This window comes from Pseudonocardia sp. T1-2H, assembly GCF_038039215.1.
Taxonomy (GTDB): Bacteria; Actinomycetota; Actinomycetes; order Mycobacteriales; family Pseudonocardiaceae; genus Pseudonocardia.
This window is the reverse complement of record NZ_JBBPCL010000001.1, coordinates 120536-141334: the sequence shown is the minus strand read 5'-3', so window position 1 is coordinate 141334 and position 20799 is coordinate 120536. Positions and strand designations below refer to the sequence as shown.

The following is a 20799-nucleotide window of genomic DNA, read 5'->3' as shown; positions in this document are numbered from 1 at the left end:
AACGATGATCGAGACCGGCCCGACCGACCACTCGAATCCGTGTGTGTTTCATCACGACAGCGATTCGATCTTCGCGCGTGACCTCCCTCTCACGTGGGAGATCCACCACACTCTTACACTGCACACACCCGCGACGCCTACCAGCGCCGACGGGTGCGATCGACGTCAGGGAAGCCGTCACGCAGTCCAGATCCGCCGCCGGCCGCCCCTGGCGTGAGAAATCACGCGAACCCAGGAGGACGGATGTCCGTGTCCGCCATGACCCTCGCCCAGGGCCTCGAGCTCGGAGGGGGTGACCGCGTCATAGTCGGCGTGGTCGCGGTGGTCGCGCTCGTCGCACTGGCGATCGGCTACACGCTCCTGCGGGAGGTCCTCGCCGCCGGCGACGGCACCCCGAAGATGCAGGAGATCGGCCGAGCAGTCCAGGAAGGCGCCGCGGCGTATCTCAACCGGCAGTTCAAGACCCTCGGCGGCTTCGTCGTCGTCGTGTTCCTGCTGCTCTTCGCCCTACCGGCGGACGACCTCGGCGAACGAATAGGGCGCTCGGTCTTCTTCATCATCGGGGCCATCTTCTCGGCGACGATCGGCTACCTCGGAATGTGGCTCGCGACGCGCGCGAACATCCGGGTCGCCGCGGCCTCGAACGAGCCGGGCGGCCGGGAGAAGGCGACCCGCATCGCGTTCCGCACGGGTGGCGTCGTCGGCATGTTCACCGTCGGCCTGGGCCTCCTCGGCGCGGCGCTGGTCGTGCTGGTCTACGCAGGCCAGGCACCCAAGGTGCTGGAGGGCTTCGGCTTCGGCGCGGCGCTGCTCGCGATGTTCATGCGTGTCGGCGGCGGCATCTTCACCAAGGCCGCGGACGTCGGCGCGGACCTGGTCGGCAAGGTCGAGCAGGGCATCCCCGAGGACGACCCGCGCAACGCCGCGACCATCGCGGACAACGTCGGCGACAACGTCGGCGACTGCGCCGGCATGGCCGCGGACCTCTTCGAGTCCTACGCGGTGATGCTCGTCGCCGCGCTCATCCTCGGTACCGCCGCGTTCGGCCTCCAGGGCCTCCTCTTCCCGCTGATCATCCCCGCGATCGGCGTGCTGACGGCGGTGCTCGGCGTCTACATCACCCGGACCCGGGCGAACGAGGGCAGCCTCAAGACGATCAACCGCAGCTTCTACATCTCCGCGGTCGTCTCCGCGGTGCTCTGCGCGGTCGCGGCGTTCGTCTACCTCCCGGGCAGCTTCGACGCGCTGAACGGCCCGACGGACACCACCGTCGTCGCGGCCATGGCGGGCAGCGACCCGCGGATCATCGCCACCATCGCCGTGATCATCGGCATCGTGCTGGCGGCGGTCATCCTCAAGCTGACCGGCTACTTCACCGGCACCGAGGACAAGCCCGTGCAGGACGTCGGCAGGTCGTCCCTGACCGGTGCCGCGACGGTCATCCTGTCCGGCATCTCGATCGGCTTCGAGTCCGCCGTCTACACCGCGCTCGTCATCGGCGCCGCCGTGTTCGGCGCGTTCGCGCTGGCCACGGGCTCGATCACGGTCGCACTGTTCGCCGTGGCCCTCGCCGGCACCGGCCTGCTCACCACGGTCGGCGTCATCGTCGCGATGGACACCTTCGGCCCGGTCGCGGACAACGCGCAGGGGATCGCGGAGATGTCCGGCGACGTCCAGGGCGCCGGTGTCGACATCCTCACCGAGCTCGACGCCGTCGGGAACACGACCAAGGCCATCACCAAGGGCATCGCGATCGCCACGGCGGTGCTGGCGGCCACGGCGCTGTTCGGTTCCTACCGGGACGCCATCACCACCGCGCTGAAGGGCGCCGACGTCGCGGCGAGGACGGCCTTCAACTTTCAGGTGTTCTCCCCGAACACCCTGGTCGGCGTGATCATCGGCGCCTCGGTGGTGTTCATGTTCTCCGGCCTCGCGATCAACGCCGTGACCCGCGCGGCGGGCGCGATCGTGTTCGAGGTGCGCCGCCAGTTCCGGGAGAACCCCGGGATCATGGAGGGCACCGTGCGGCCGGAGTACGGCCGCGTGGTGGACATCTGCACCCGGGACTCGCTGCGCGAGCTGGCAACCCCCGGCCTGTTGGCGATCTTCGCGCCGATCGCGGTCGGCTTCGGTCTCGGCGTCGGCCCGCTGGCCGGCTACCTGGCCGGCGCCATCGCCACCGGCACCCTGATGGCCATCTTCCTGGCCAACTCCGGTGGCGCCTGGGACAACGCGAAGAAGCTGGTCGAGGACGGCAACCACGGCGGCAAGGGCTCCCCCGCGCACGAGGCCACCGTCATCGGCGACACCGTCGGGGACCCGTTCAAGGACACCGCCGGCCCGTCGATCAACCCGCTGATCAAGGTGATGAACCTGGTCTCCGTGCTGATCGCCCCCGCCGTCGTGGCGTTCTCGGTCGGGGACTCGGCGTCGACGCCCGTGCGCATCGTGATCGCGCTGGTCGCGGTCGCGATCATCGTCGCGGCGGTCGTGGTGTCGAAGCGGCGGTCGTCGCAGATCGCGGACACCCCGGCGGACACCACCGTCGGCTAGTGCCCTGCAGCGCCGGCACCGCCGGCGTGGCAGATCGGAGCGGTGTCGAGAGGCCGTCCGTCCCCCTCCGGGGCGGGCGGCCTCTCGCCGTTCCGGGCCGCTACGGTCCGCGGGTGGGCAGCGGGGTGGGAAGCCGGGTGCGGCGCCGCCGGCTGCCGGCCACCGCCGCGGCCGTGCTCGCCCTCGGTGTCGCCGGCTGCGCAGCGAACCCGCAGGACGACGCCGTGGCGTGGACCGGCCGGCTCTGCGACACCACTCACTCCTTCCTCGAGGCGGTCCGCTCCACGCCCACCGCGACGGCCGATCCGCTCACGCAGGCCCGGGAGCTGCGCCGCTACCTCGACACGACCCTCACGGCGCTCGACGCCACGGCCTCGGGCCTCGGGCGGCTCGGCCCCTCCCCCGTCGCCGGCGGGGACGACGCGGTGACCGGGTTGGGCGACCGGCTCCGGCAGTACCGCGAGGCGTTCCGCAGCGCCCGGGCCGCCGTCGACGCCCTCGGCACCACCGACGTGGACGCGATCCGCGGCGGCCTGCCCGCCGCCCTCGCGCCGCTGGACCAGCTGCACATCCCCACCGCCGACGACCTGCGGGGGACTCCCGGCTCAGCGCCGCGGCCGGTCGGGCCCCCGCCTGTGAGCGGCTCGGGGAGGCCCCGCCAGAAGGCCCCGGCGGCTGACGTGCAGACCCTCACGGCGCGCCCCGTATAGGGTCGGGCCGTCGTAGTGATAATGCGCCCCGGCCCGGCCGGGGCGCCGCGAGGAGACAGGAGGCGGTCCGTGCCGCTGACGCCGCGCCCGTCCCGGGTCGCCGTGGCCGCCGTCGTCGGCGCGCTGCTGTTCGGCGGCGGCTGCTCGTCCGTCGTCGCCGGGGTTCCCGCCGCGGACCCCGCGCCCCAGCCCACCGAGGGGCCGGGCAGCGATCCCGTCGCCTGGGTCGACAAGGTCTGCGGCGCCGTCCTCACCTACACCACCCCGGCGCTCAGCGCGCCGGACTTCGCCGGCCGGCTGGACCTGCCGACGATCAAGCAGCGGCTCTCGGACTACCTCGGCTCCACCGTCACCGGCCTGCAGCAGAGCCAGGCGCAGCTGGGCGCGGTCGGGCGGTCCCCGGTCAGCGGCGGAGACGAGACCGCCACGACCATCAGCGACGGCCTGAAGAAGCTGGAGGGCGACGTCGGGGGCGCCAAGGCCAAGGTCGATGCGGCGAACCCGAACGACATCGCCTCCTTCCAGGCGGCCCTGACCGAGGCCGAGAAGAGCCTCAACGAGGTCTCCGCCCCCGACGCGATCGGGAACATCAAGGCCTCCCCGCGCCTGGACAAGGCGGCCGGGCAGGCGGCGAACTGCCAGAAACTGCAGTCCCTCGCCCCTCCCGGCTGACCCGCCCGGCTGATCTTCACGACCGCCCGGCGCGTCCCACTCCCGGAGATCGAACGCATGTTCTATCGTCGCGCCTGTGGCGCAGCTGTCCCTCTTCTCCTCCGACGCCAGGCCGGCCGGGCTCGGGGACCTGGCCGGGTTGCTGTGCGGTCCGGGGCGGATCAGCCGGTTCGGCGCGGGTGACACGGCCCGGCTGAGCGTCGTCGTGGCGGACGAGTCCCGGGTGCCGGTGCTGCGTGCCGAGGCCACAGCGCGGTCGATCCCGCTCGAGGTCGGCGTCGCCCCGTGCGGCAGCCCGGAGCTCCGCACCACCTACCGCCGGGACCTCGCGGAGCTCGCCGCCGCGTGGACCGGGCCGGACGGGCGCAAGGTCGTGCCGCCGGACCTGCAGCTCGACGGCACGCTGCTGAGGCTGTGGAGCCTCGCCGCGGGTCTGGCGGACGATCGGGGCGGCTACCTGCTGCTGCTCGACCCGGACGCGCCCTGGACCCACGAGCGGCTCATCGCCGCCGCCACCCGGGTCGGGTTGCCGCCGGCCCGGGTGGGTTCCCCGAGCTGCGGGGGCACGCGGCCCTGTGCTCGGCACGGCACACTCGGCCCGCTGCCGCTCCAGAGCCCCGGGCTCGCCGTGGCGGCCGGCGCGGGATCCGGTTCCGTCACTCTGCCCGGGCTCACGCCGCACGATGAGCACCCGGCCCGCGACGGGAACCCCGAGGAGCACCCGGACGACGGCGGCCGGCCGCCGATCCGCCGGTACCTCGCCGATCGCGACCCCGCGCACAGACCCGGCTCCGGCTGGACCGACGGTGACTGGCCGGAGGAGGACTGGGCCGAGGATCACTGGTCGGCGGAGGACTGGCCGATCGACGAGGACGAGTCGGGAACCGTCATCGGCGGCGGCTCGCCCGCCCCGCGCCCGGACCGGGCGGCGCCCGGCAGGCCCCGGCCCGTCGCGGTCCGAGCCCGTGGGCCGGAGCCGGCCGGGTACGGCGTCGTCGCGCCGGACGCGACAGCCCTCCACGTCCCGGACCTCGACGGGGCCGGCGTCCCGCCACCCGCACCGCGGGAATGCCGGGCCGCCGGGCCGGCGTTGCGGATCAGTGGAACACGCCGCATACAGCGGCTCGCCGAGTTCGTCGGGGCACCCCCCGGGGCGTCCCGGCCGCCGAATGGCCCAGGTACTGGGGGCGGAACATCGCTTGACGCGCCGGTTACGCTCCCGCTCGTCACGTTCCGCTCACGGTGTGACCGATGCGATACACAGCGTCGGTGTGCGACCGTGGCGGCCGAGGTCCCCGGTTCGGGGATACTGGCGGATCCGTATCGGAACGGGTCCGAACGGCGGGTGCGAGCCGGACGGCGGCGCACCCGGAGGGATGGAGTAGGACCAGGTGGCAACCCGAACGACGAGCTCCGAGGACAGCGACACGAGCGCCGACGGCGTCGTGGCAGCTGCCCCGAAGCGCACCCGAGCGGCCCGTGGTGGCCGCCGCACCGGCACGCCCGCGTCCACGGACACCGGGCGTCCGACGCGCAGGCTCGTGATCGTGGAGTCGCCAACCAAGGCCAAGAAGATCGCCCCGTACCTGGGCAACGACTACGTCGTCGAGTCCTCCGTCGGGCACATCCGGGACCTGCCGCGCGGCGCCGCGGACGTCCCCGCCAAGTACAAGGGCGAGAGCTGGGCGAGGCTCGGCGTGGACGTCGACAACCAGTTCCACCCCCTCTACATCGTGACGCCGGAGAAGAGGGGCAAGGTCGCCGAGCTCAAGGACCTGCTCAAGGGCGTCGACGAGCTCCTCCTCGCGACGGACCCGGACCGGGAGGGCGAGGCGATCGCCTGGCACCTGCTGGACACCCTGCGCCCGACCGTCCCCGTGCGCCGGATGGTCTTCCACGAGATCACCGAGACGGCGATCCAGGCCGCCGCGGAGAACCTGCGGGACCTGGACCAGGACCTCGTCGACGCGCAGGAGACGCGGCGCATCCTGGACCGGCTCTACGGCTACGAGGTCTCCCCCGTGCTGTGGAAGAAGGTCATGCCGAGGCTGTCGGCGGGCCGCGTGCAGTCCGTGGCGACCCGGCTGATCGTGCAGCGCGAGCGGGAGCGGATGGCGTTCGTCTCCGCCGGCTACTGGGACATCGCCGCGACCATGGACGCCGGTGCCGAGGCCACGCCGCGCCAGTTCGGCTCGCGCCTGGTCAGCGTCGACGGCAGCCGCGTCGCGACCGGCCGGGACTTCGGACCGGACGGCCGGCTGAAGAACGACGAGGTCCGCGTCCTCGACGAGGCGAGTGCTCGCCGGCTGTCGGAGTCCCTCGAGGGCCGGGACCTGACCGTCGCGTCCGTCGAGTCGAAGCCGTACTCCCGCAAGCCGTACGCCCCGTTCATGACCTCGACGCTGCAGCAGGAGGCCGGCCGCAAACTCCGGTTCTCCGCCGAGCGCACGATGCGCGGCGCGCAGCGGCTGTACGAGAACGGCTACATCACCTACATGCGTACGGACTCGACCACGCTGTCCGAGTCCGCGATCGCAGCCGCCCGCGCCCAGGCCCGCGAGCTGTACGGGGACTCCTACGTCCCGTCCGCGCCGCGGCAGTACACGCGGAAGGTCAAGAACGCGCAGGAGGCCCACGAGGCCATCCGCCCGGCCGGCGAGACGTTCCGGACCCCGGGCGAGATCGCCCGCGAGGTCGACGGGGACGACTTCCGGCTCTACGAGCTGATCTGGCAGCGCACCGTCGCCTCGCAGATGGCCGACGCGCGCGGCACCACGGTCAGCATCCGGATCAACGGCAGCGCGGCGACCGGCGAGGACGTCGTGTTCGCCACCTCCGGCCGGACGATCACGTTCCCGGGCTTCCTGAAGGCCTACGTCGAGACGGTCGACGACCAGACCGGCGGCCAGGCGGACGACGCCGAGTCCCGGCTCCCGGAGCTCACCGAGGGCCAGGTCATCACCGCTGCCGAGCTCATCCCCGAGGGCCACTCGACCAACCCGCCGGCCCGCTTCACCGAGCCGAGCCTGGTCAAGCAGCTCGAGGAGCTGGGTATCGGCCGGCCGTCGACGTACGCGTCGATCATCAAGACCATCCAGGACCGCGGCTACGTCTGGAAGAAGGGCTCCGCGCTCGTCCCGTCGTGGGTCGCCTTCTCGGTGGTCGGGCTGCTCGAGCACCACTTCGGCCGGCTGGTGGACTACGACTTCACCGCCGCCATGGAGGACGAGCTGGACTCCATCGCGTCGGGCAACTTCACCCGCAACGCCTGGCTGAACGGCTTCTACTTCGGCGACGGGGCCAGCGCCGAGGGCTCGGTGGCGCGCGCCGGCGGGCTGAAGAAGCTGGTCGGGGTGAACCTCGAGGAGATCGATGCCCGCACGATCAACTCGATCCCGCTGTTCACCGACGCCGAGGGCCGCGACGTCGTGGTCCGCGTCGGGCGCTACGGCCCGTACATGGAGCGGGCCACCGGCGAGACCGACGACGAGGGCAAGCCGAAGACGCAGCGCGCGAACCTGCCCGAGGACCTGCCCCCGGACGAGCTCACCGCGGAGATCGCCGAGCAGCTGTTCTCGGTGCCGCAGGAGGGCCGCACGCTCGGCACGGACCCGGTGACCGGGCACGAGATCGTCGCCAAGGAGGGCCGGTTCGGCCCGTACGTCACCGAACTGCTCTCCGAGGAGGAGGCGGCCGCGGCGAAGAAGGCCAAGGCCAAGCCGCGCACGGGCTCGCTGTTCAAGAGCATGTCCGTCGAGTCGTTGACCCTCGAGGACGCGCTCAAGCTGCTGTCGCTGCCGCGGCTCGTCGGCAAGGACCCGGACAGCGGGGACGAGATCACCGCGCAGAACGGCCGCTACGGCCCGTACCTGAAGAAGGGCACGGACTCCCGGTCGCTCACGTCGGAGGACCAGCTGTTCACGGTCACGCTCGACGAGGCGCTGGAGATCTACAAGCAGCCGAAGCAGCGCGGCCGCGGGTCCGCGGCGAAGACCCCGCCGCTGCGCGAGCTGGGCAAGGACCCGGCCACCGACAAGCCGATGGTGATCAAGGACGGCCGGTTCGGCCCGTACGTCACCGACGGCGAGACGAACGCGTCGCTGCGCAAGGGGGACTCGGTCGAGGAGATCACCGATGAGCGCGCCTCGGAGCTGCTCGCCGAACGTCGCCTCAAGGCCCCGCCGAAGAAGGCGGCCGCGAAGAAGCCCGCGGCGGCCCGCAAGACCCCGCCGAAGACGACGACGCGCACCGTCTCGAAGCGGAAGACCACGAAGTAGGGGCCTGTGCGCGGGAAACCTCGCCAGAACGAGGTTTCTCGCGCACGACCCGGGCCGACCTGGTTGAACAGGTTCAGCCGACCAGCAGCTTCTTCACCGCCGCCGCCACCCGGCCGCCCTCGGCGCGCCCCTCGGCGGCGGCGGTGGCCTTCTTCATGACCACGCCCATCTGCCGCGGCCCGGGCTTCTCCCCGGTCTCCGCGGTGACGTCCGCGACGGCCTGCTCGGCGATCGCGGCCAGCTCGTCGTCGGTGAGCTGGGTGGGCAGGTAGCGGGCGAGGACCTCGCCCTCGGCCCGCTCCTGCGCGGCGAGCTCGTCGCGGCCCGCGGCGGCGAAGGCCTCGGCGGACTCGGCCCGCTTCTTGGCCTCCTTGGAGATGACCTTCAGCACCTCGGCGTCGTCGAGCTGGCGGGCCTCGGTGCCCGCGACCTCGGCGTTGCCGATCGCGGTCAAGGTCATCCGCAGGGTGGACTTCACCAGCTCGTCGCGGCTCTTCATCGCGGCCGTCAGGTCGGTCCGCAGCTGGTCCTTCAAGGCGCTCACGGACGCAGACGGTAGTCCACCGGGCCGCGACGTACCCTGGCGTTCGTGAACAGCTGGGCACGGGTGGCGCTGGGCGCCACCACCACGGGGGCGGCGACGGTCGCGTACGCAGCCGGGTACGAGCGGCGGCGGTGGACCCTGCGCGAGGCCACGGTGCCCGTGCTCCCGCCGGGCACGCGTCCCCTGCGGATCCTGCACGTCTCGGACCTGCACCTCACGCCCGGCCAGGAGAGCAAGAAGCGCTGGGTGTCGGAGCTGGCGTCGCTCGAGCCGGACCTCGTCGTCAACACCGGGGACAACCTGGCGCACCCGAAGGCCGTCCCCGGCGTCCTCACCGCGCTGGGGTCGCTGCTGGAGAAGCCCGGCCTGTTCGTGTTCGGCAGCAACGACTACTTCGGCCCCACCCCGAAGAACCCGATGCGCTACCTGCGCCCGAGCGAACGCCGCATCCACGGCGAGCCGCTGCCGTGGCGGGACCTGCGCGCGGCGTTCGCCGAGCACGGCTGGCAGGACGCGACGCACCAGCGCGTGTTCCTGGACCTCGACGGGGTGCGGGTCGGCGTCTCCGGCGTCGACGACCCGCACCTCGCCCTGGACCGCTACGACGGCGTCTCCGGCCCGATCACCGCGGACCTGCGCCTCGGCCTCACCCACTCCCCCGAGCCGCGCGTGCTGGACTCCTTCGCCGCGGACGGCTACGACCTCGTCCTCGCCGGTCACACGCACGGCGGCCAGCTCCGCCTGCCCGGCTACGGCGCCCTGGTCACGAACTGCGGCATCGACCGCTCCCGGGCCCGCGGCGTCTCGCGTTGGGGCGCCCACATGCACCTGCACGTCTCCGCCGGCCTGGGCACCTCGCCGTTCGCCCCGGTGCGCTTCGCCTGTCCGCCGGAGGCCAGCCTGCTGACCCTCGTCCCGCGCCCGGCGAGGGTGCGGACGGAGAAGGCGCCCCCCGCGACGGCGTCCGCGGACGTCGGGTAGAGTTCTCCACGGCTCAGGGAAACACGAACTGAGCCTTCGGGGTGTGGCGCAGCTTGGTAGCGCGCTTCGTTCGGGACGAAGAGGTCGCAGGTTCAAATCCTGTCACCCCGACCACCAACGGCCAGGGCCGGGCATCGCAAGATGCTCCCGGACCTGGCCGTTCGTCGTTGTCGGGCTACCGAGTGACCAACCGAGCAACTACGCCCCCGCGCTCGGGAAGATCACGTCCATCGCCGTCGCCCCGTCCTCCACCTCCGGGCGGATCTGCTTCCGGTAGACGAGTTCGGTCGCCGTCGTCCCACTGTGACCGACGAGACGCGAGATCTGCTCGATCGGCATCCCGCTGTCGGAGAGCAGCGACACGTAGGTTCCCCCGCTCGCGGCCGGCGGGTCCGACACCCGCCTGCCCAGCGGCCCGAGGAGCGCTGACCACGCACCCGACGACGACAGTCAGGCCTGTCCATCCCTGATGAGCCGCATGGGCGCTGGCGCAAAGCGAACGACTCGCGGCGCTCGAACTCGGCGAACCTCCGCGCGGCCCCTGCCTTGGCGCGCAGCCCGGCGGCGCGCTCGGAACCCTCGTCGGCCCCGCGCTCGAAAGTGGCGGCAACGACGTCCTCGGTGTCGGCGATCTTCGCGGCAAGGAAGGCCAACCGAGCTCGAAGGTCGCGAGCGCGATCGTGGCTGGCCTGTGCCCTCGGCCAAAGCCCGGTCCAGTCCTGCTCATCCACGTCCAACTCCGTCCGTGCAAGACGTCAGCGGCGGATCACGGACCACACCGTCTTGCCATCGCCATCCCGATCGACACCCCACGCCGCACTGAACTGGCGAACCAGAGCGAGCCCAAGCCCGGGCCGGCGGCCGGAGTTCGCGTCCACGCGATCAACTTCCACCGCCATCGCCGGTGAGCCGTCCCGCACCTCTACGCACACCCCGCGACGGGTCGACATGACCGACACACTGAACGGGGTACAGGCGTGGGTGATGGCATTGGACGCCAACTCGTCAGCCATGAGCAGCGTTGTGGCGGCCAGCTCGCTCTCCGGAGTCACTCCCAGGGCCACGATGGCGCGGCCGACATCGGCACGGACGTTGCTGAGCTCGGCTGCATCGGGCTCGTACACAGCAGCAACACCGGCTCCTTCCCGATGCCGAGGCCGCATGTAGATGGCCCGCATCGCGAGGCTCTCTCGTCTGCACTCCCGCGTACTCCTACCCGTTTCTTCGGTACCTACTCGCACGATCTGAAGTCGACTCCGCCCGGGCCCGCGCCGCGAGATCACCACCAGGTCCCGGAGCGTGGGGGCAAGAAGCTCAGGGCGCGGCGGGCGGCCTCGATGCTGGGGTGGATGTCGAACAGATCGTCTACGCCAGCGGTCACGAGGGCCCGAATTGTGGCCTCATCGATGGTGACCAGACTCAGGCCGATGTCGGCCTCGCCGGCGCCACACGCGACGTGGACGAGGACGTGGACGGCGCCCGGTCCGAGAACCGACAGCGAGCTGAGATCGAGCACGATCGCCGGCGGTGCGGCGGCAAGCTGGTCGTCGAGCAGGTGTCGGAGTCCCGGTGCCGTCACCGCGTCCAGACGCCCGCTGACCTGGATGACCAGCACGCCGGTCCGGGGATGGTCGAGTCGAACCGTCAGGGCTGCCCGCGTGCCCCCACGCCCGTTGGCATCCTTGCCCACCTGCAAGCGCCTCCTCGAGGACGGCGGTCGAGCTCATGCCACACATGGGGTTCGGCCAACCGGGCCGAACTGCTTGTGGCCATCGAACGCAAGATGCCCGCCGGCAGACCCGTCCACCTCGGCCTGCCATGACGAAGCCGAGGTACCCGATCAGGCCACTTGAGGTGATCCTCCGGCCTGGTCGCCGAGCGTGCCCATGATCCGCAGACAGAGCGGCAATCTTCGCCAGGTCCTCACGCGCATCCGCACGATCTACGGCCGGCGTCCTAGGAAGTGCTGCCCGGTGGTTGTGCGTCGTGGTCAGATGCGGCGAGTGCGGCGCCTACCTGGTCGGCCAGCGCGACCGCGACGCGGAGTTGTTCCGGGGTCGGCTTGACGACCCGGGTAGCGGCGGTCAGCAGGAATTGGCCGCGAGCCACGCCACCGCTTCGGGTCACGAGGGCAATTTCCGAATCGGTGGGCAGTCCGAGCCGACCGACATTGAACGGATGACCGTTGTAAGTCATAGTCGCGTCGTTGTCGAGGGTCGCCAGGACTTGACCACCACCGGGATCGAACCGACAGCGGTCGATCTTGAGGACATCGACGATCTGTTCGCACACGCGATCGATGAGCGATCTGGTGGACGAGCGGCCGGCGCCGACCGTCGCAGCGGTGCTCAGCACGCCGTCGAGGTAGCCTCGCTCGCGGCTGGCGCGGGCTTGTTGGCGATGCCCCCAGAGCGCTACCTCGGTCACGGCCACACCGACGAGCATGAGCAGCACGGCAGTCTCGATGTCCGCGCGATCGGTGATGACGAACTGGTTGTGCGGCTCGGTGAGGAAGAAGTCGAAGCAGGCCGCACTCGAAAGTGCGGCGACGAGGCCGGCTGCTCGGATGCCGGTGGAGGCCGCCGCGACGATGAGCAGCACCAGGCCGAGGGCCGCATTCGTGTTCGCAACGCTGTCTCGGAACAGGCCGAGCACCCCGCAGGCCACCAGCGGCACCACGGCAGCGACGCCGACAACGAGCGGACGATGAGCTTGCAGGACCCTCTCCACCTGCACTCCACCATCAAACTCCGACCGATGCCGCTGTCAACCAGGACTCCGACGTGGCGCTGCCCGGGCGACGGCGCCACTGATGGCCCCCAAGGTGCCGACCGCATGACGGTGACGGGCACGAGCACGAGCGGCGGCAGCAAGCGCCGACCGTCAGAAACTCCCATGCAGGTCAGCAGGATCGTCCAGCGCTCCCCCGCACCCGCGAGAAGGTGATCTCGAAATCTTCAGGACGCGTCCTGGGGATCTTCGTACCGAGTCTGTCTGGACGTCGGGTTCCGAGCAGATGACAGAAGCCTGTCTCACCTTCGCAAGGTGGTGCGCCAACAAGCCGACCGCCGGAAAATCCCGGGCGGTCGGCCGGCCGGCCGGAGGGATGCACGGGCGTCCGCCCGATCGGAGGGCCTGCGGCGCCCGCGCACCAACTGATCCGCGACCACCGGGTTTCCGCTGCCCGGGCGGCCCTTTCCTCGGAAGCGGAAATGGCCGGACAGAGCTGAAGTCTCTCACAGACAGGGGAGGAAGAATGAAGACGATCGCCACGTGTGTAACGGCAGTCCTTGCCGCTGTGTTCGCGCTGGTCGGCATTGCCGGCACGGCATTCGCCGACACCAGCACGAGCGACGCGGACGCAATTCTCGCAGTGCACAACCAGTACCGTGCGGAGGTGGGAACCGCCCCGTTGCAGTGGGACGCCACTCTCCAGGCCTCGGCCCAGCAGTACGCCGACCAGCTGCTGGCGAGCGGCAATCGGGACCACGACCCGAATCGGGGGCCGGTCGGTGAGAACCTCTACTGGGATGCGAGCAACGGCACGGGCCAGCCCGCGGCAACGCTCAACGCCACAAGCGCGCCGATCAGCTGGTACGCCGAGAAGGCTGCCCTCGGGGGGCACTACACCCAGATGGTGTGGAAGGACACCACGAACGTCGGGTGCGGTGTTGCCACCAAGTCCGAGACGCAGGGCGACACGCAGAACAACACGCAGGTGGTCGTGTGCCGCTATTCCCCGGCGGGCAACACCGGCGGGCCGGCGTTCTGATCGGTGAGCCGTAGCCGCGGGATCGGCGCCGCAACAGCCGCGGCGGCTCGCATCACGCGAGTCCCGTCGTCCGCCGCCGAGAGATGTGCCGTACGAGAGATGTACCGCGAACGAGAACTCCCGCGTAGATCGTGATCACGTCGCTGGTCGCGTCCGTACCGGCGGTCGGTGCCTCCGCGGCTGCGCGCCGTCCGTCACACATCGCGCAGGGCGTAGAGTCCGCCCGCCGGGAGCATTCCTGTATGCGGGCGTTCGAGTCCGCGTCGTCCTCGGCGATCGGCCACCGCCGGACACCCTGTGCCGGGGGACGGAACACCTGACATGACGTCGGCATCGATCACCTTTCTCTCTCCCTACGAACGCCGGGTCGCCCTCGTCGCCGAGGCGCTTCGCACGAACTCGGATCTCACGCAGGACGCGGCCCACGCGCTCGCCGTGCACGCCCTGAGCGCGTTGGACCACATCCCCGAGGTCGTCCGATGACCACGGTGGCGGACTCCGCGCCGATCCACAGCACCGAGACGGATCCGCACGACGAGGTCTGCCACGCCTGCGAACACCCATGGGCGGACCACACCGCCATCGACGTGCGGTTCTGCACAGCCACGGTCCGGATGTCCCGGGACCGCGGCTGCGTCTGCCGGCCGGTCGGCACCCGAACCTGAGCCCGGCCCCGGCCCCGCGGCGACCCGACCGACCTACCCGGATGCCGGGCGGGCCGCTCGGGCGGCAGGATCGGCGACCCGGTGGCCCGCGCCTTCCGGCGGGGCCGCATCGTGAGGCCATGGACGTGCACGAGGTTCTCGGCCGGGCCGGGCTGTGGGCCGGCACGGAGCCCGACGTCGACCCCGCCCCGACCGTGGCCAGCCCGAGCTGGTGGGGCGCGGACTCGCAGCGATGGTCGCTGCGGGCGGCGGCGCCCGACCCGGTGGCGGGCGAGACCGCGTTCGTGAAGGTCATGGAGCCGCACGCCCGCGGCTACGTCGACGTCCCGGGCGCGTTCGCGGCGGCCCGGGCGGCGGGCGATGCGGGGATCGGGCCGCGCGTGTTCGTCGCGGACGCGGGGCTCGGGCTGCTGGTCATGGAGGACCTGACCGGCCGGACGTCCACCGCGACGCTCGACCGGTTCGACGACCCGGCCGACGTGGAGCGGCTCGTAGCGCTCCGCCGCAGGGTGCACGAGCTGCGCGGCCTCACCCGTCGCCGCACGGTGTTCGACGAGGTCCGGGTCGCCGCCCGGCTGGCCCTCGACGCCGGCGCGGCGGTGCCGGAGGACCTGGACCGGATGGTGCGGATGCTCGCGCCCGCCGAGGAACGGATCGCGGCTGCGGGCGTCGATCTCGTGCCCTGCCACGGGGACGGCACCGTGTCGAACGTGCTCGTCGCGGAGGACCGGCTACTGCTCGTCGACTGGGACTGTGCGGGGCTGATGGACCCGATGCAGGATCTCGGGGTGCTGCTCGCCGAGCTACGTCCCCGCGACGAGGAGGCGCGGGAGGTGTTCGAGCTGGCCCACGGCTCGTGGGACGCCGAACTGTTCGCCCGCGCCCGTGTCTACGGTGTCGCGGACCAGCTGCGGTGGGCGCTCGTCGGGCTCTACGCGGACGCGGTCCGGCCGGGCACCCTCGACTACGCGAAGTTCGCGGAGTGGCAGCTCCTGCGCGCTCGGGCCGGACTCCGCGGACCCGGATTCGCCGCGCACCTCCGGAGCCTGTAGGGCGATGGACGACAGGTTCCTGGGCTCGGCCCGCACCGAGGCCGACCGCGCGGTGGAGAAGGCCCTCGGCACGCTCGACCGCTGGTCCGGCCGCACGATCCGGTACGCCCCGGTCCGGGGCGGGTTGCAGAACGACGCCTGGCGGCTCACGGTCGAGGGCGAACCGCGGCGGTACCTGATCAAGATTCCGGGCGCGGGCAGCGAGGCGTTCATCGACCGCGGCGCCGCCCACGAGGCGGCGCTGCGGGCGGCCGAGCTCGGCATCGGGCCGGCCCCGGTGCTCTTCGACCCGGCCACCGGCGTCGAGGTGACCGAGTACCTGGAGTCCTACCGTGCCTGCACCACCGGGGACTTCCGGCGCCCGGAGCTGTCCGGACAGGTCGTCGAGCTCTACCGGGCGCTGCACTCGGCCGCGCCGCTGAGCCTGACCAAGACCGTCTTCGACATGACGGACGAGCACCTCGAGCAGGCCCGGGCGCTCGGCGTGCGGCTGCCGGCGGACGTCGCCGGGGTGCTCGCCGGGTACGAGGCCGCCCGCGCCGCGGTGCTCGCGTCGGGCCTGGACCTCGTCGTGTGCCACAACGACCCGACGCCCGGCAACTTCCTCGTCGCCGACGGCCTGCCGATGCGGATGATCGACTACGAGTTCGCCTCGAACAACGACCGCGCCTCGGACGTCGCCGTGCTGGCCACCGAGATGTTCTACGACGAGCAGCGCACCCTCGCGCTGATCGAGGCCTACCACGGCTCGACGGCCCGGCCGCTCGTCTCGCGCGTGCAGGTGTTCCGGGCCCTGGCCGACGTGCGGTGGGGCCTGTGGGGCTGTGTGAACCACGTGCTCAACACGAGCTGGGACTACGACTACCACAAGTACGGGGTGTGGAAGCTGATGCGCGCGGGGATCGCGATGGACGACCCGCGGTGGGCGTCCTGGCTCTCGTCGCTGTAGATCGGCGCTACCGTCTCACGCCATGAGCGCAGGTCAGCCCCGAGAGGGAGCGCCGCAGTGGGGAGCACCGCAGTGGGGAGCGCCGCAACACGGGGGCCCGCAGCCGCCCGGGCCCCCGCGCACCGGCGGGCCGCTCGGCGGGATCCTGGCTCTCCTCGCCGGGCTGCTCGCGATCGCGGGCACGTTCCTGCCGTGGGTCACGGTCAGCGCCGGCCCCCTCGGCACCCTGTCCGTCGACGGGTTCGACGCGCGGAACTACGGCGTGCTCACCCTGGTCGCGGGGCTGGGGCTCGCCGTGCTGGGCGCCGCCCGCCTCGTGGGCCGCCACCACGTGGCCGTCCGGGTGGCGTCCGGCGTCGTGGGGCTCGTCGTGGCCGTGCTGGCGGTCGCGTTCATGATCGAGATCCGGAACCGGCTGGCGGCCGTTCTGCTGGTGCACGCCCTGCTCACGTCGTCGACGGGCGCCGGCCTCTCCGTCATCCTCGCCGGCGGGGTGCTCGGGATCGGGTCGGCGTTCCTGCCGCACCGCCCCCGCCGACCTCCTCGGTAACCTTTGGCCGATTAGACCGTTTGGACTAATACCGCGCGGGCATCGTGGCCTGCCGGGAACACCAGGCGGAGGCCTCGACGAAGTCCGATACGTCCCCCTCTCCCGTGCGCCGCCGATCGCGGCGGATCCGGCGGATCGCCGTGGTGCTGGCGGCCTGCGGAATCACCGTCGGCGCGCTGCTCGCCGTCGCCCCGCTCACGAGCGCCGCCCCCGCCGAGCCCGGCCCGGCCTGCGTCGGGGAGGAGACCCTGGAGGTCTCGCCCGGTCTCTCCGCCCTGGAGCCGAGCACCTGCCGGCCCACCGCGGACGGGGTGGTGACGGTGCGCAACGACTTCACCGCGGTCATCGGGGCGTCCCAGGGTACGAAGTTCAGCGGCACCTACGGCTTCGTCCCGCTCGAGGGCGACTGCGTCACCGCCCCGCTGACGAAGTTCAAGGTCGTCTTCGACGGCTACTGGAACGACAACACCCGCGACTGACCGGTGCGACGGCGGGCTCCCACCTCCTGGCCGGAGCCCGCCGCCTGCCCTGATCAGCCCTTCTCCGCCAGCTCCTGCTCGTACTTCTTCGTCATGTGGTCCACCGCGGCCAGCTGCGACGCCGAGTGCGCGTCCCGGGTGTCGAACGCCCGCTGCTTGGCCGCGAGGGTGCCGGCCGCCTGGCCCTGGAAGTGCGGGAACACCTGTTGGGCGATGAGCTCGTAGGAGCGCTTCGTGGCCTCCGGGTTCGCCCAGTCGTGGCCCATCAGCAGCATCGCGCCGAAGCCGCCGTTGCTCTGGTCCATCAGGCGCTGGACCTGGGCCCGGGCGTCCTCGACGGTGCCGATCGCGCCGATGCCGGCCTCGTTCACGAAGTCGATCATGCCCTTGACGTCCGTGCTGTCGCCCACGGCCATCTGCGGGAACGCGGCGACCTTCTGGAAGTAGTTGAACCAGGGCACGATGCCGAACTCGACGTCGCGGTAGGCCTGCTCCTTGGTCTCCGCGATGTGCATGAGCCCCACGAGGCGCCAGCCCGAGCGGTCCGGCGTCGGCTGGCCGTAGTGCGCCGCCCGCTCCTCGACGACGCTCCAGTGGTGCGCCAGGGCGTCGAAGCCGTCCTGGGTCAGGGTCGCACCGATGGAGAGCAGGCCGACGCCGTGCTGGCCCGCCATCCTCGGCCCGGTCGGCGATGCCACGGCCGCGACGGCGACGTCGAAGCAGGGGTCCGTGTACGGCGCGAGCTGCAGCTGCGCGTCGACGAGGTTGTGTGTCCTCGTCTGCTCGGTGACCGTCTCGCCGCGGAGCAGCCGCATGATGATGTCCAGGTTGACGGCGAGCAGCTCCCGCGTCTCCGTCGGGTTCAGCCCGATCATCGACGAGTCCGTGGGCAGCGAGCCGGGCCCGACGCCCAGCATCGTGCGGCCCCGGGTGAGGTGGTCGAGCATGACCATCCGGTCCGCCACCCAGAGCGGGTTGTGGTAGGCGATCGACGTCACGCCGGTGCCCAGCCTGATGTGCCGGGTGCGCTCCGCGGCCGCGGCGATGAAGATCTCCGGGGACGCGATGATCTCGCTGCCGGCGGAGTGGTGCTCGCCGATCCAGGCCTCGTCGTAGCCGAGCCTGTCCAGGTGCTCGACGAGCTCGAGGTCGCGCTGCAGCGCCAGCGTCGGGTTCTGCCCCGGGACGTGGAAGGGCGCGAGGAAGGTACCGAAACGCAATCTGCTCACAGGTGCTCCTGATCTTCGTTGATCGACACGCCACGGCCCGTGGCGCGGGCCGGGACAGCCAGATCATGACGTCGGTCACCTGCTCGGAACTGTGCGTTTTCCTGACACCCGACATGTGACGACTGTCCTGAACGAGGAGTCGGGACCATCCTCTAGGGTCGCCGCTCATGGGACATCGCGAGGACCTGCTCACCGGGGCGGCACAGTGCCTCTACGAGAAGGGCTTCGGACAGACCACGGCCCGCGACGTCGTCGCCGCCTCGCGCACGAACCTCGCCTCGATCGGCTACCACTTCGGCTCGAAGGACGCGCTGCTGACCGAGGCCGCGGTGCGCGCCGCGGCGGAGTGGAACGAGGAGCTCGACAAGGCCCTCGCCCGCGTCGACCCCACGGCCGCGCCCGCCGAACGCATGGAGCAGACCTGGATCCAGGTCGTCGAGCTGTTCCGGACGCACCGGCGCCTGTGGGTCACCTACATCGAGACGCTCGCGCAGGCCGGCCGGATGCCGCGGCTGCGGGAGGTCCTCGCGGACGCGCAGGGCGCGACCCGCGAGGAGCTGGCGTCGATGTTCCACGCGCTGCCGGAGGACCCGGACGCCGCGGACCGGCAGGGTCACGTGCTGGGCAGCTTCTACCAGGCGCTGCTCACCGGCGTGATGATGCAGTGGCTCCTGGACCCGGAGAACGCGCCGTCCGGCACGGACATCTCCGAGGCGCTGCGGCTGCTGACCACCCCGGAGAGCCTGCCCGTCTAGCCTTCCCGGTTCGGGCGGCCGAACCCGGCGACGTAGAGCACGCCGAGCACCACCAGCGGCAGGACGTTCCACACGAACCAGGGATAGGTCGCCCCACCGTCGGTGGCCGAGACGGCCCGGGCCACGACGTGGATCGGCTGGTTCACGCCGGCGGCTGCGGGTCGAGCTCGCCGCGATCAACCGGCTCCGGCTCGCCCGGATGCTGGAGGGGTCCAGCAGCTGAGACCGCTGTTGCACGCATGCGAATGCGTGCATACATTGATGGCGTGGGACACGGGCACGGGCATGGACACAGCCACGGAGGCGGAGCCGCGGAGGCGGCGAGCGCCTCGGGGCGGCACGTCCGCAGGTTGTGGGCGGCGCTCGGCGTGCTCGTCACCTTCCTAGTGCTCGAGGCGGTCGTCGGCTTCGCGACGGGCTCGCTGGCCCTGCTGTCGGACGCCGGGCACATGTTCACGGACGTCCTGGGCGTCGCCATGGCCCTCGCCGCGATCACCGCCGCGCGGCGCTCGTCCGCCTCGGACAGCCGCACGTTTGGCCTCTACCGCGCCGAGGTGCTGGCCGCGCTGGCCAACGCCGCGCTGCTCGTCGGGGTCGCCGTCTGGGTCATCGTCGAGGCGGTGCAGCGGTTCGACGAGCCGCCGGAGATCCCCGGAGTGGCGCTGATGGTGACCGCCGCGGCCGGCCTGCTCGCCAACCTCGTCGTGTTCGCCCTGCTCAGGCAGGGCGCCAAGGAGAGCATCAACGTCCGCGGCGCCTACCTGGAGGTCCTCGCGGACACCATCGGCTCGGTGGGCGTCCTGCTCGCCGGCGCGGTGATGCTCGGCCTCGGTTGGTGGTGGGCGGACCCGGTGGTCGCGATCGCGATCGGGCTCTGGGTGCTGCCGCGGACCTGGCTGCTCGCGAAACAGGCCGTCCGGATCCTGGTGCAGGCCGCGCCCGCGCACATCGACGTCGCCGCCGTCCGGCACGACCTCGGGCACATCGAGGGCGTCGAGGACGTGCACGACGTCCACGTCTGGACACTCACCTCCGGCATGGAGGTCGGGTCGGTCCACCTGGGCGTCGGCCACGCGTGCGATCCCGGGCGGGTGCTCTTCGAGGCCCGCACCGTGCTGGCCGAGAAGCACCACATGGAGCACGTCACGGTGCAGGTCGAACCCCCGGGCGCGAAGACCCGCTGTTCGGAGCTGAGCTGGTGACCACGAGGGTGCCGAGCGTGACGTCCCGCCGCACCAGCCGGACGTCGATCCGGCCGGGCACGTTCGCCACGAACGTCAGCGTCACGGTGGCCCCCGCCGTCACGAACGCGGCGCGCGAGTAGGCCCCGCTCAGCTGCACCTGGTCCGTCACGTCGCTGCCCACCACCAGCATCACGGTCGCGTTCCGCGGGACGTCGACGGCGCCCGGGGACGCGGGTGCCACGTCCGAGTAGGCGAAGGCGACGTGCCGCACGCCGTCCGGCGCGACGGAAGGGACGGCGGTGACGGATGCCCCGGCGGGGGCGATCGGCGCCGCTCCGCAGCCCGTCGAGGCCACGGCCAGGGCGAACACGACGGCGGTGACGTGGACGGCCCGGCGTCTGGTCACGTCCCGTTCCCTTCCGTCACG

General features: G+C 71.8%; 22 protein-coding genes and 1 tRNA gene. 15 read left to right on the top strand and 8 right to left on the bottom strand.

What is annotated here, in order from left to right; genetic code table 11:
* Positions 1–249: 249 nt before the first annotated feature.
* From WBK50_RS00770 to topA, 4 genes are all read left to right on the top strand, one after another.
* Positions 250–2553, top strand: a complete 2304-nt coding sequence (locus WBK50_RS00770) for a sodium-translocating pyrophosphatase (protein ID WP_341339241.1) — start codon at positions 250–252, stop codon at positions 2551–2553.
* Positions 2554–2666: 113 nt separating this feature from the next.
* The gene (locus WBK50_RS00765; RefSeq protein ID WP_341333761.1) at positions 2667–3263 is read left to right on the top strand and encodes a hypothetical protein; all 597 of its coding nucleotides are present in this window, start codon (positions 2667–2669) and stop codon (positions 3261–3263) included.
* Positions 3264–3332: 69 nt separating this feature from the next.
* Positions 3333–3935, top strand: a complete 603-nt coding sequence (locus WBK50_RS00760) for a hypothetical protein (RefSeq protein WP_341333760.1) — start codon at positions 3333–3335, stop codon at positions 3933–3935.
* A 1391-nt stretch (positions 3936–5326) separates the two neighbouring features.
* Positions 5327–8212 carry a type I DNA topoisomerase gene (topA, locus tag WBK50_RS00755; RefSeq protein ID WP_445942200.1) on the top strand — a complete coding sequence of 962 codons (2886 nt, stop codon included), beginning with the start codon at positions 5327–5329 and terminating at the stop codon, positions 8210–8212.
* Positions 8213–8285: 73 nt separating this feature from the next.
* On the opposite strand, the gene WBK50_RS00750 is transcribed toward topA, so the two are convergent.
* On the bottom strand, positions 8286–8756 hold the full coding sequence (locus WBK50_RS00750; protein WP_341333759.1) for a GatB/YqeY domain-containing protein: 471 nt from the start codon (positions 8754–8756) through the stop codon (positions 8286–8288).
* A 45-nt stretch (positions 8757–8801) separates the two neighbouring features.
* Between WBK50_RS00750 and WBK50_RS00745 the strand changes: the two genes are divergently transcribed.
* Together WBK50_RS00745 and WBK50_RS00740 are read left to right on the top strand one after the other, a co-directional pair.
* On the top strand, positions 8802–9737 hold the full coding sequence (locus WBK50_RS00745) for a metallophosphoesterase (RefSeq protein WP_341333758.1): 936 nt from the start codon (positions 8802–8804) through the stop codon (positions 9735–9737).
* Between the two features lie 37 nt (positions 9738–9774).
* Positions 9775–9851 (top strand) — tRNA-Pro (locus WBK50_RS00740).
* An 84-nt stretch (positions 9852–9935) separates the two neighbouring features.
* Here WBK50_RS00740 and WBK50_RS00735 read toward each other — a convergent pair.
* From WBK50_RS00735 to WBK50_RS00720, 4 genes are all read right to left on the bottom strand, one after another.
* The gene (locus WBK50_RS00735) at positions 9936–10100 is read right to left on the bottom strand and encodes a hypothetical protein (RefSeq protein WP_341333757.1); all 165 of its coding nucleotides are present in this window, start codon (positions 10098–10100) and stop codon (positions 9936–9938) included.
* 392 nt (positions 10101–10492) lie between these two features.
* On the bottom strand, positions 10493–10861 hold the full coding sequence (locus WBK50_RS00730) for an ATP-binding protein (protein ID WP_341333756.1): 369 nt from the start codon (positions 10859–10861) through the stop codon (positions 10493–10495).
* A 155-nt stretch (positions 10862–11016) separates the two neighbouring features.
* Positions 11017–11427 (bottom strand): STAS domain-containing protein, encoded by a 411-nt coding sequence (locus tag WBK50_RS00725; protein WP_341333755.1) that lies wholly within the window; start codon positions 11425–11427, stop codon positions 11017–11019.
* Between the two features lie 266 nt (positions 11428–11693).
* The gene (locus WBK50_RS00720; RefSeq protein ID WP_341333754.1) at positions 11694–12467 is read right to left on the bottom strand and encodes a DUF4118 domain-containing protein; all 774 of its coding nucleotides are present in this window, start codon (positions 12465–12467) and stop codon (positions 11694–11696) included.
* 526 nt (positions 12468–12993) lie between these two features.
* Here WBK50_RS00720 and WBK50_RS00715 point away from each other — a divergent pair.
* From WBK50_RS00715 to WBK50_RS00685, 7 genes are all read left to right on the top strand, one after another.
* Entirely contained in the window at positions 12994–13509 is a 516-nt protein-coding gene (locus tag WBK50_RS00715; RefSeq protein WP_341333753.1) for a CAP domain-containing protein, read from the top strand.
* A gap of 321 nt (positions 13510–13830) precedes the next feature.
* Positions 13831–13992 (top strand): DUF6307 family protein, encoded by a 162-nt coding sequence (locus WBK50_RS00710; protein WP_341333752.1) that lies wholly within the window; start codon positions 13831–13833, stop codon positions 13990–13992.
* Positions 13989–14174: an RGCVC family protein gene (locus tag WBK50_RS00705; protein ID WP_341333751.1), complete on the top strand. Its 186-nt coding sequence runs from the start codon at positions 13989–13991 to the stop codon at positions 14172–14174. Before WBK50_RS00710 ends, WBK50_RS00705 begins: the two co-directional genes overlap by 4 nt.
* A 119-nt stretch (positions 14175–14293) precedes the next feature.
* Positions 14294–15226 (top strand): phosphotransferase family protein, encoded by a 933-nt coding sequence (locus WBK50_RS00700; RefSeq protein ID WP_341333750.1) that lies wholly within the window; start codon positions 14294–14296, stop codon positions 15224–15226.
* A gap of 4 nt (positions 15227–15230) precedes the next feature.
* The gene (locus tag WBK50_RS00695; RefSeq protein WP_341333749.1) at positions 15231–16175 is read left to right on the top strand and encodes a phosphotransferase; all 945 of its coding nucleotides are present in this window, start codon (positions 15231–15233) and stop codon (positions 16173–16175) included.
* Positions 16176–16197: 22 nt separating this feature from the next.
* The gene (locus WBK50_RS00690; RefSeq protein ID WP_341333748.1) at positions 16198–16725 is read left to right on the top strand and encodes a hypothetical protein; all 528 of its coding nucleotides are present in this window, start codon (positions 16198–16200) and stop codon (positions 16723–16725) included.
* 104 nt (positions 16726–16829) lie between these two features.
* The gene (locus WBK50_RS00685; RefSeq protein WP_341333747.1) at positions 16830–17204 is read left to right on the top strand and encodes a hypothetical protein; all 375 of its coding nucleotides are present in this window, start codon (positions 16830–16832) and stop codon (positions 17202–17204) included.
* A gap of 53 nt (positions 17205–17257) precedes the next feature.
* Here the strand turns inward: WBK50_RS00685 and WBK50_RS00680 are convergent, their stop codons facing one another.
* Complete coding sequence (locus tag WBK50_RS00680) at positions 17258–18433, bottom strand: LLM class flavin-dependent oxidoreductase (RefSeq protein WP_341333746.1); 1176 nt, start codon at positions 18431–18433, stop codon at positions 17258–17260.
* A gap of 167 nt (positions 18434–18600) precedes the next feature.
* Between WBK50_RS00680 and WBK50_RS00675 the strand changes: the two genes are divergently transcribed.
* Complete coding sequence (locus WBK50_RS00675; RefSeq protein WP_341333745.1) at positions 18601–19188, top strand: TetR/AcrR family transcriptional regulator; 588 nt, start codon at positions 18601–18603, stop codon at positions 19186–19188.
* On the opposite strand, the gene WBK50_RS00670 is transcribed toward WBK50_RS00675, so the two are convergent.
* Positions 19185–19334: a hypothetical protein gene (locus WBK50_RS00670; protein WP_341333744.1), complete on the bottom strand. Its 150-nt coding sequence runs from the start codon at positions 19332–19334 to the stop codon at positions 19185–19187. The two genes, WBK50_RS00675 and WBK50_RS00670, sit on opposite strands and share 4 nt — an antisense overlap.
* A 120-nt stretch (positions 19335–19454) precedes the next feature.
* On the opposite strand from WBK50_RS00670, the gene WBK50_RS00665 reads away from it, so the two are divergent.
* Positions 19455–20390: a cation diffusion facilitator family transporter gene (locus tag WBK50_RS00665; RefSeq protein WP_341333743.1), complete on the top strand. Its 936-nt coding sequence runs from the start codon at positions 19455–19457 to the stop codon at positions 20388–20390.
* On the opposite strand, the gene WBK50_RS00660 is transcribed toward WBK50_RS00665, so the two are convergent.
* Entirely contained in the window at positions 20332–20778 is a 447-nt protein-coding gene (locus WBK50_RS00660; RefSeq protein WP_341333742.1) for a hypothetical protein, read from the bottom strand. The genes WBK50_RS00665 and WBK50_RS00660 overlap by 59 nt on opposite strands.
* Positions 20779–20799: the final 21 nt, after the last annotated feature.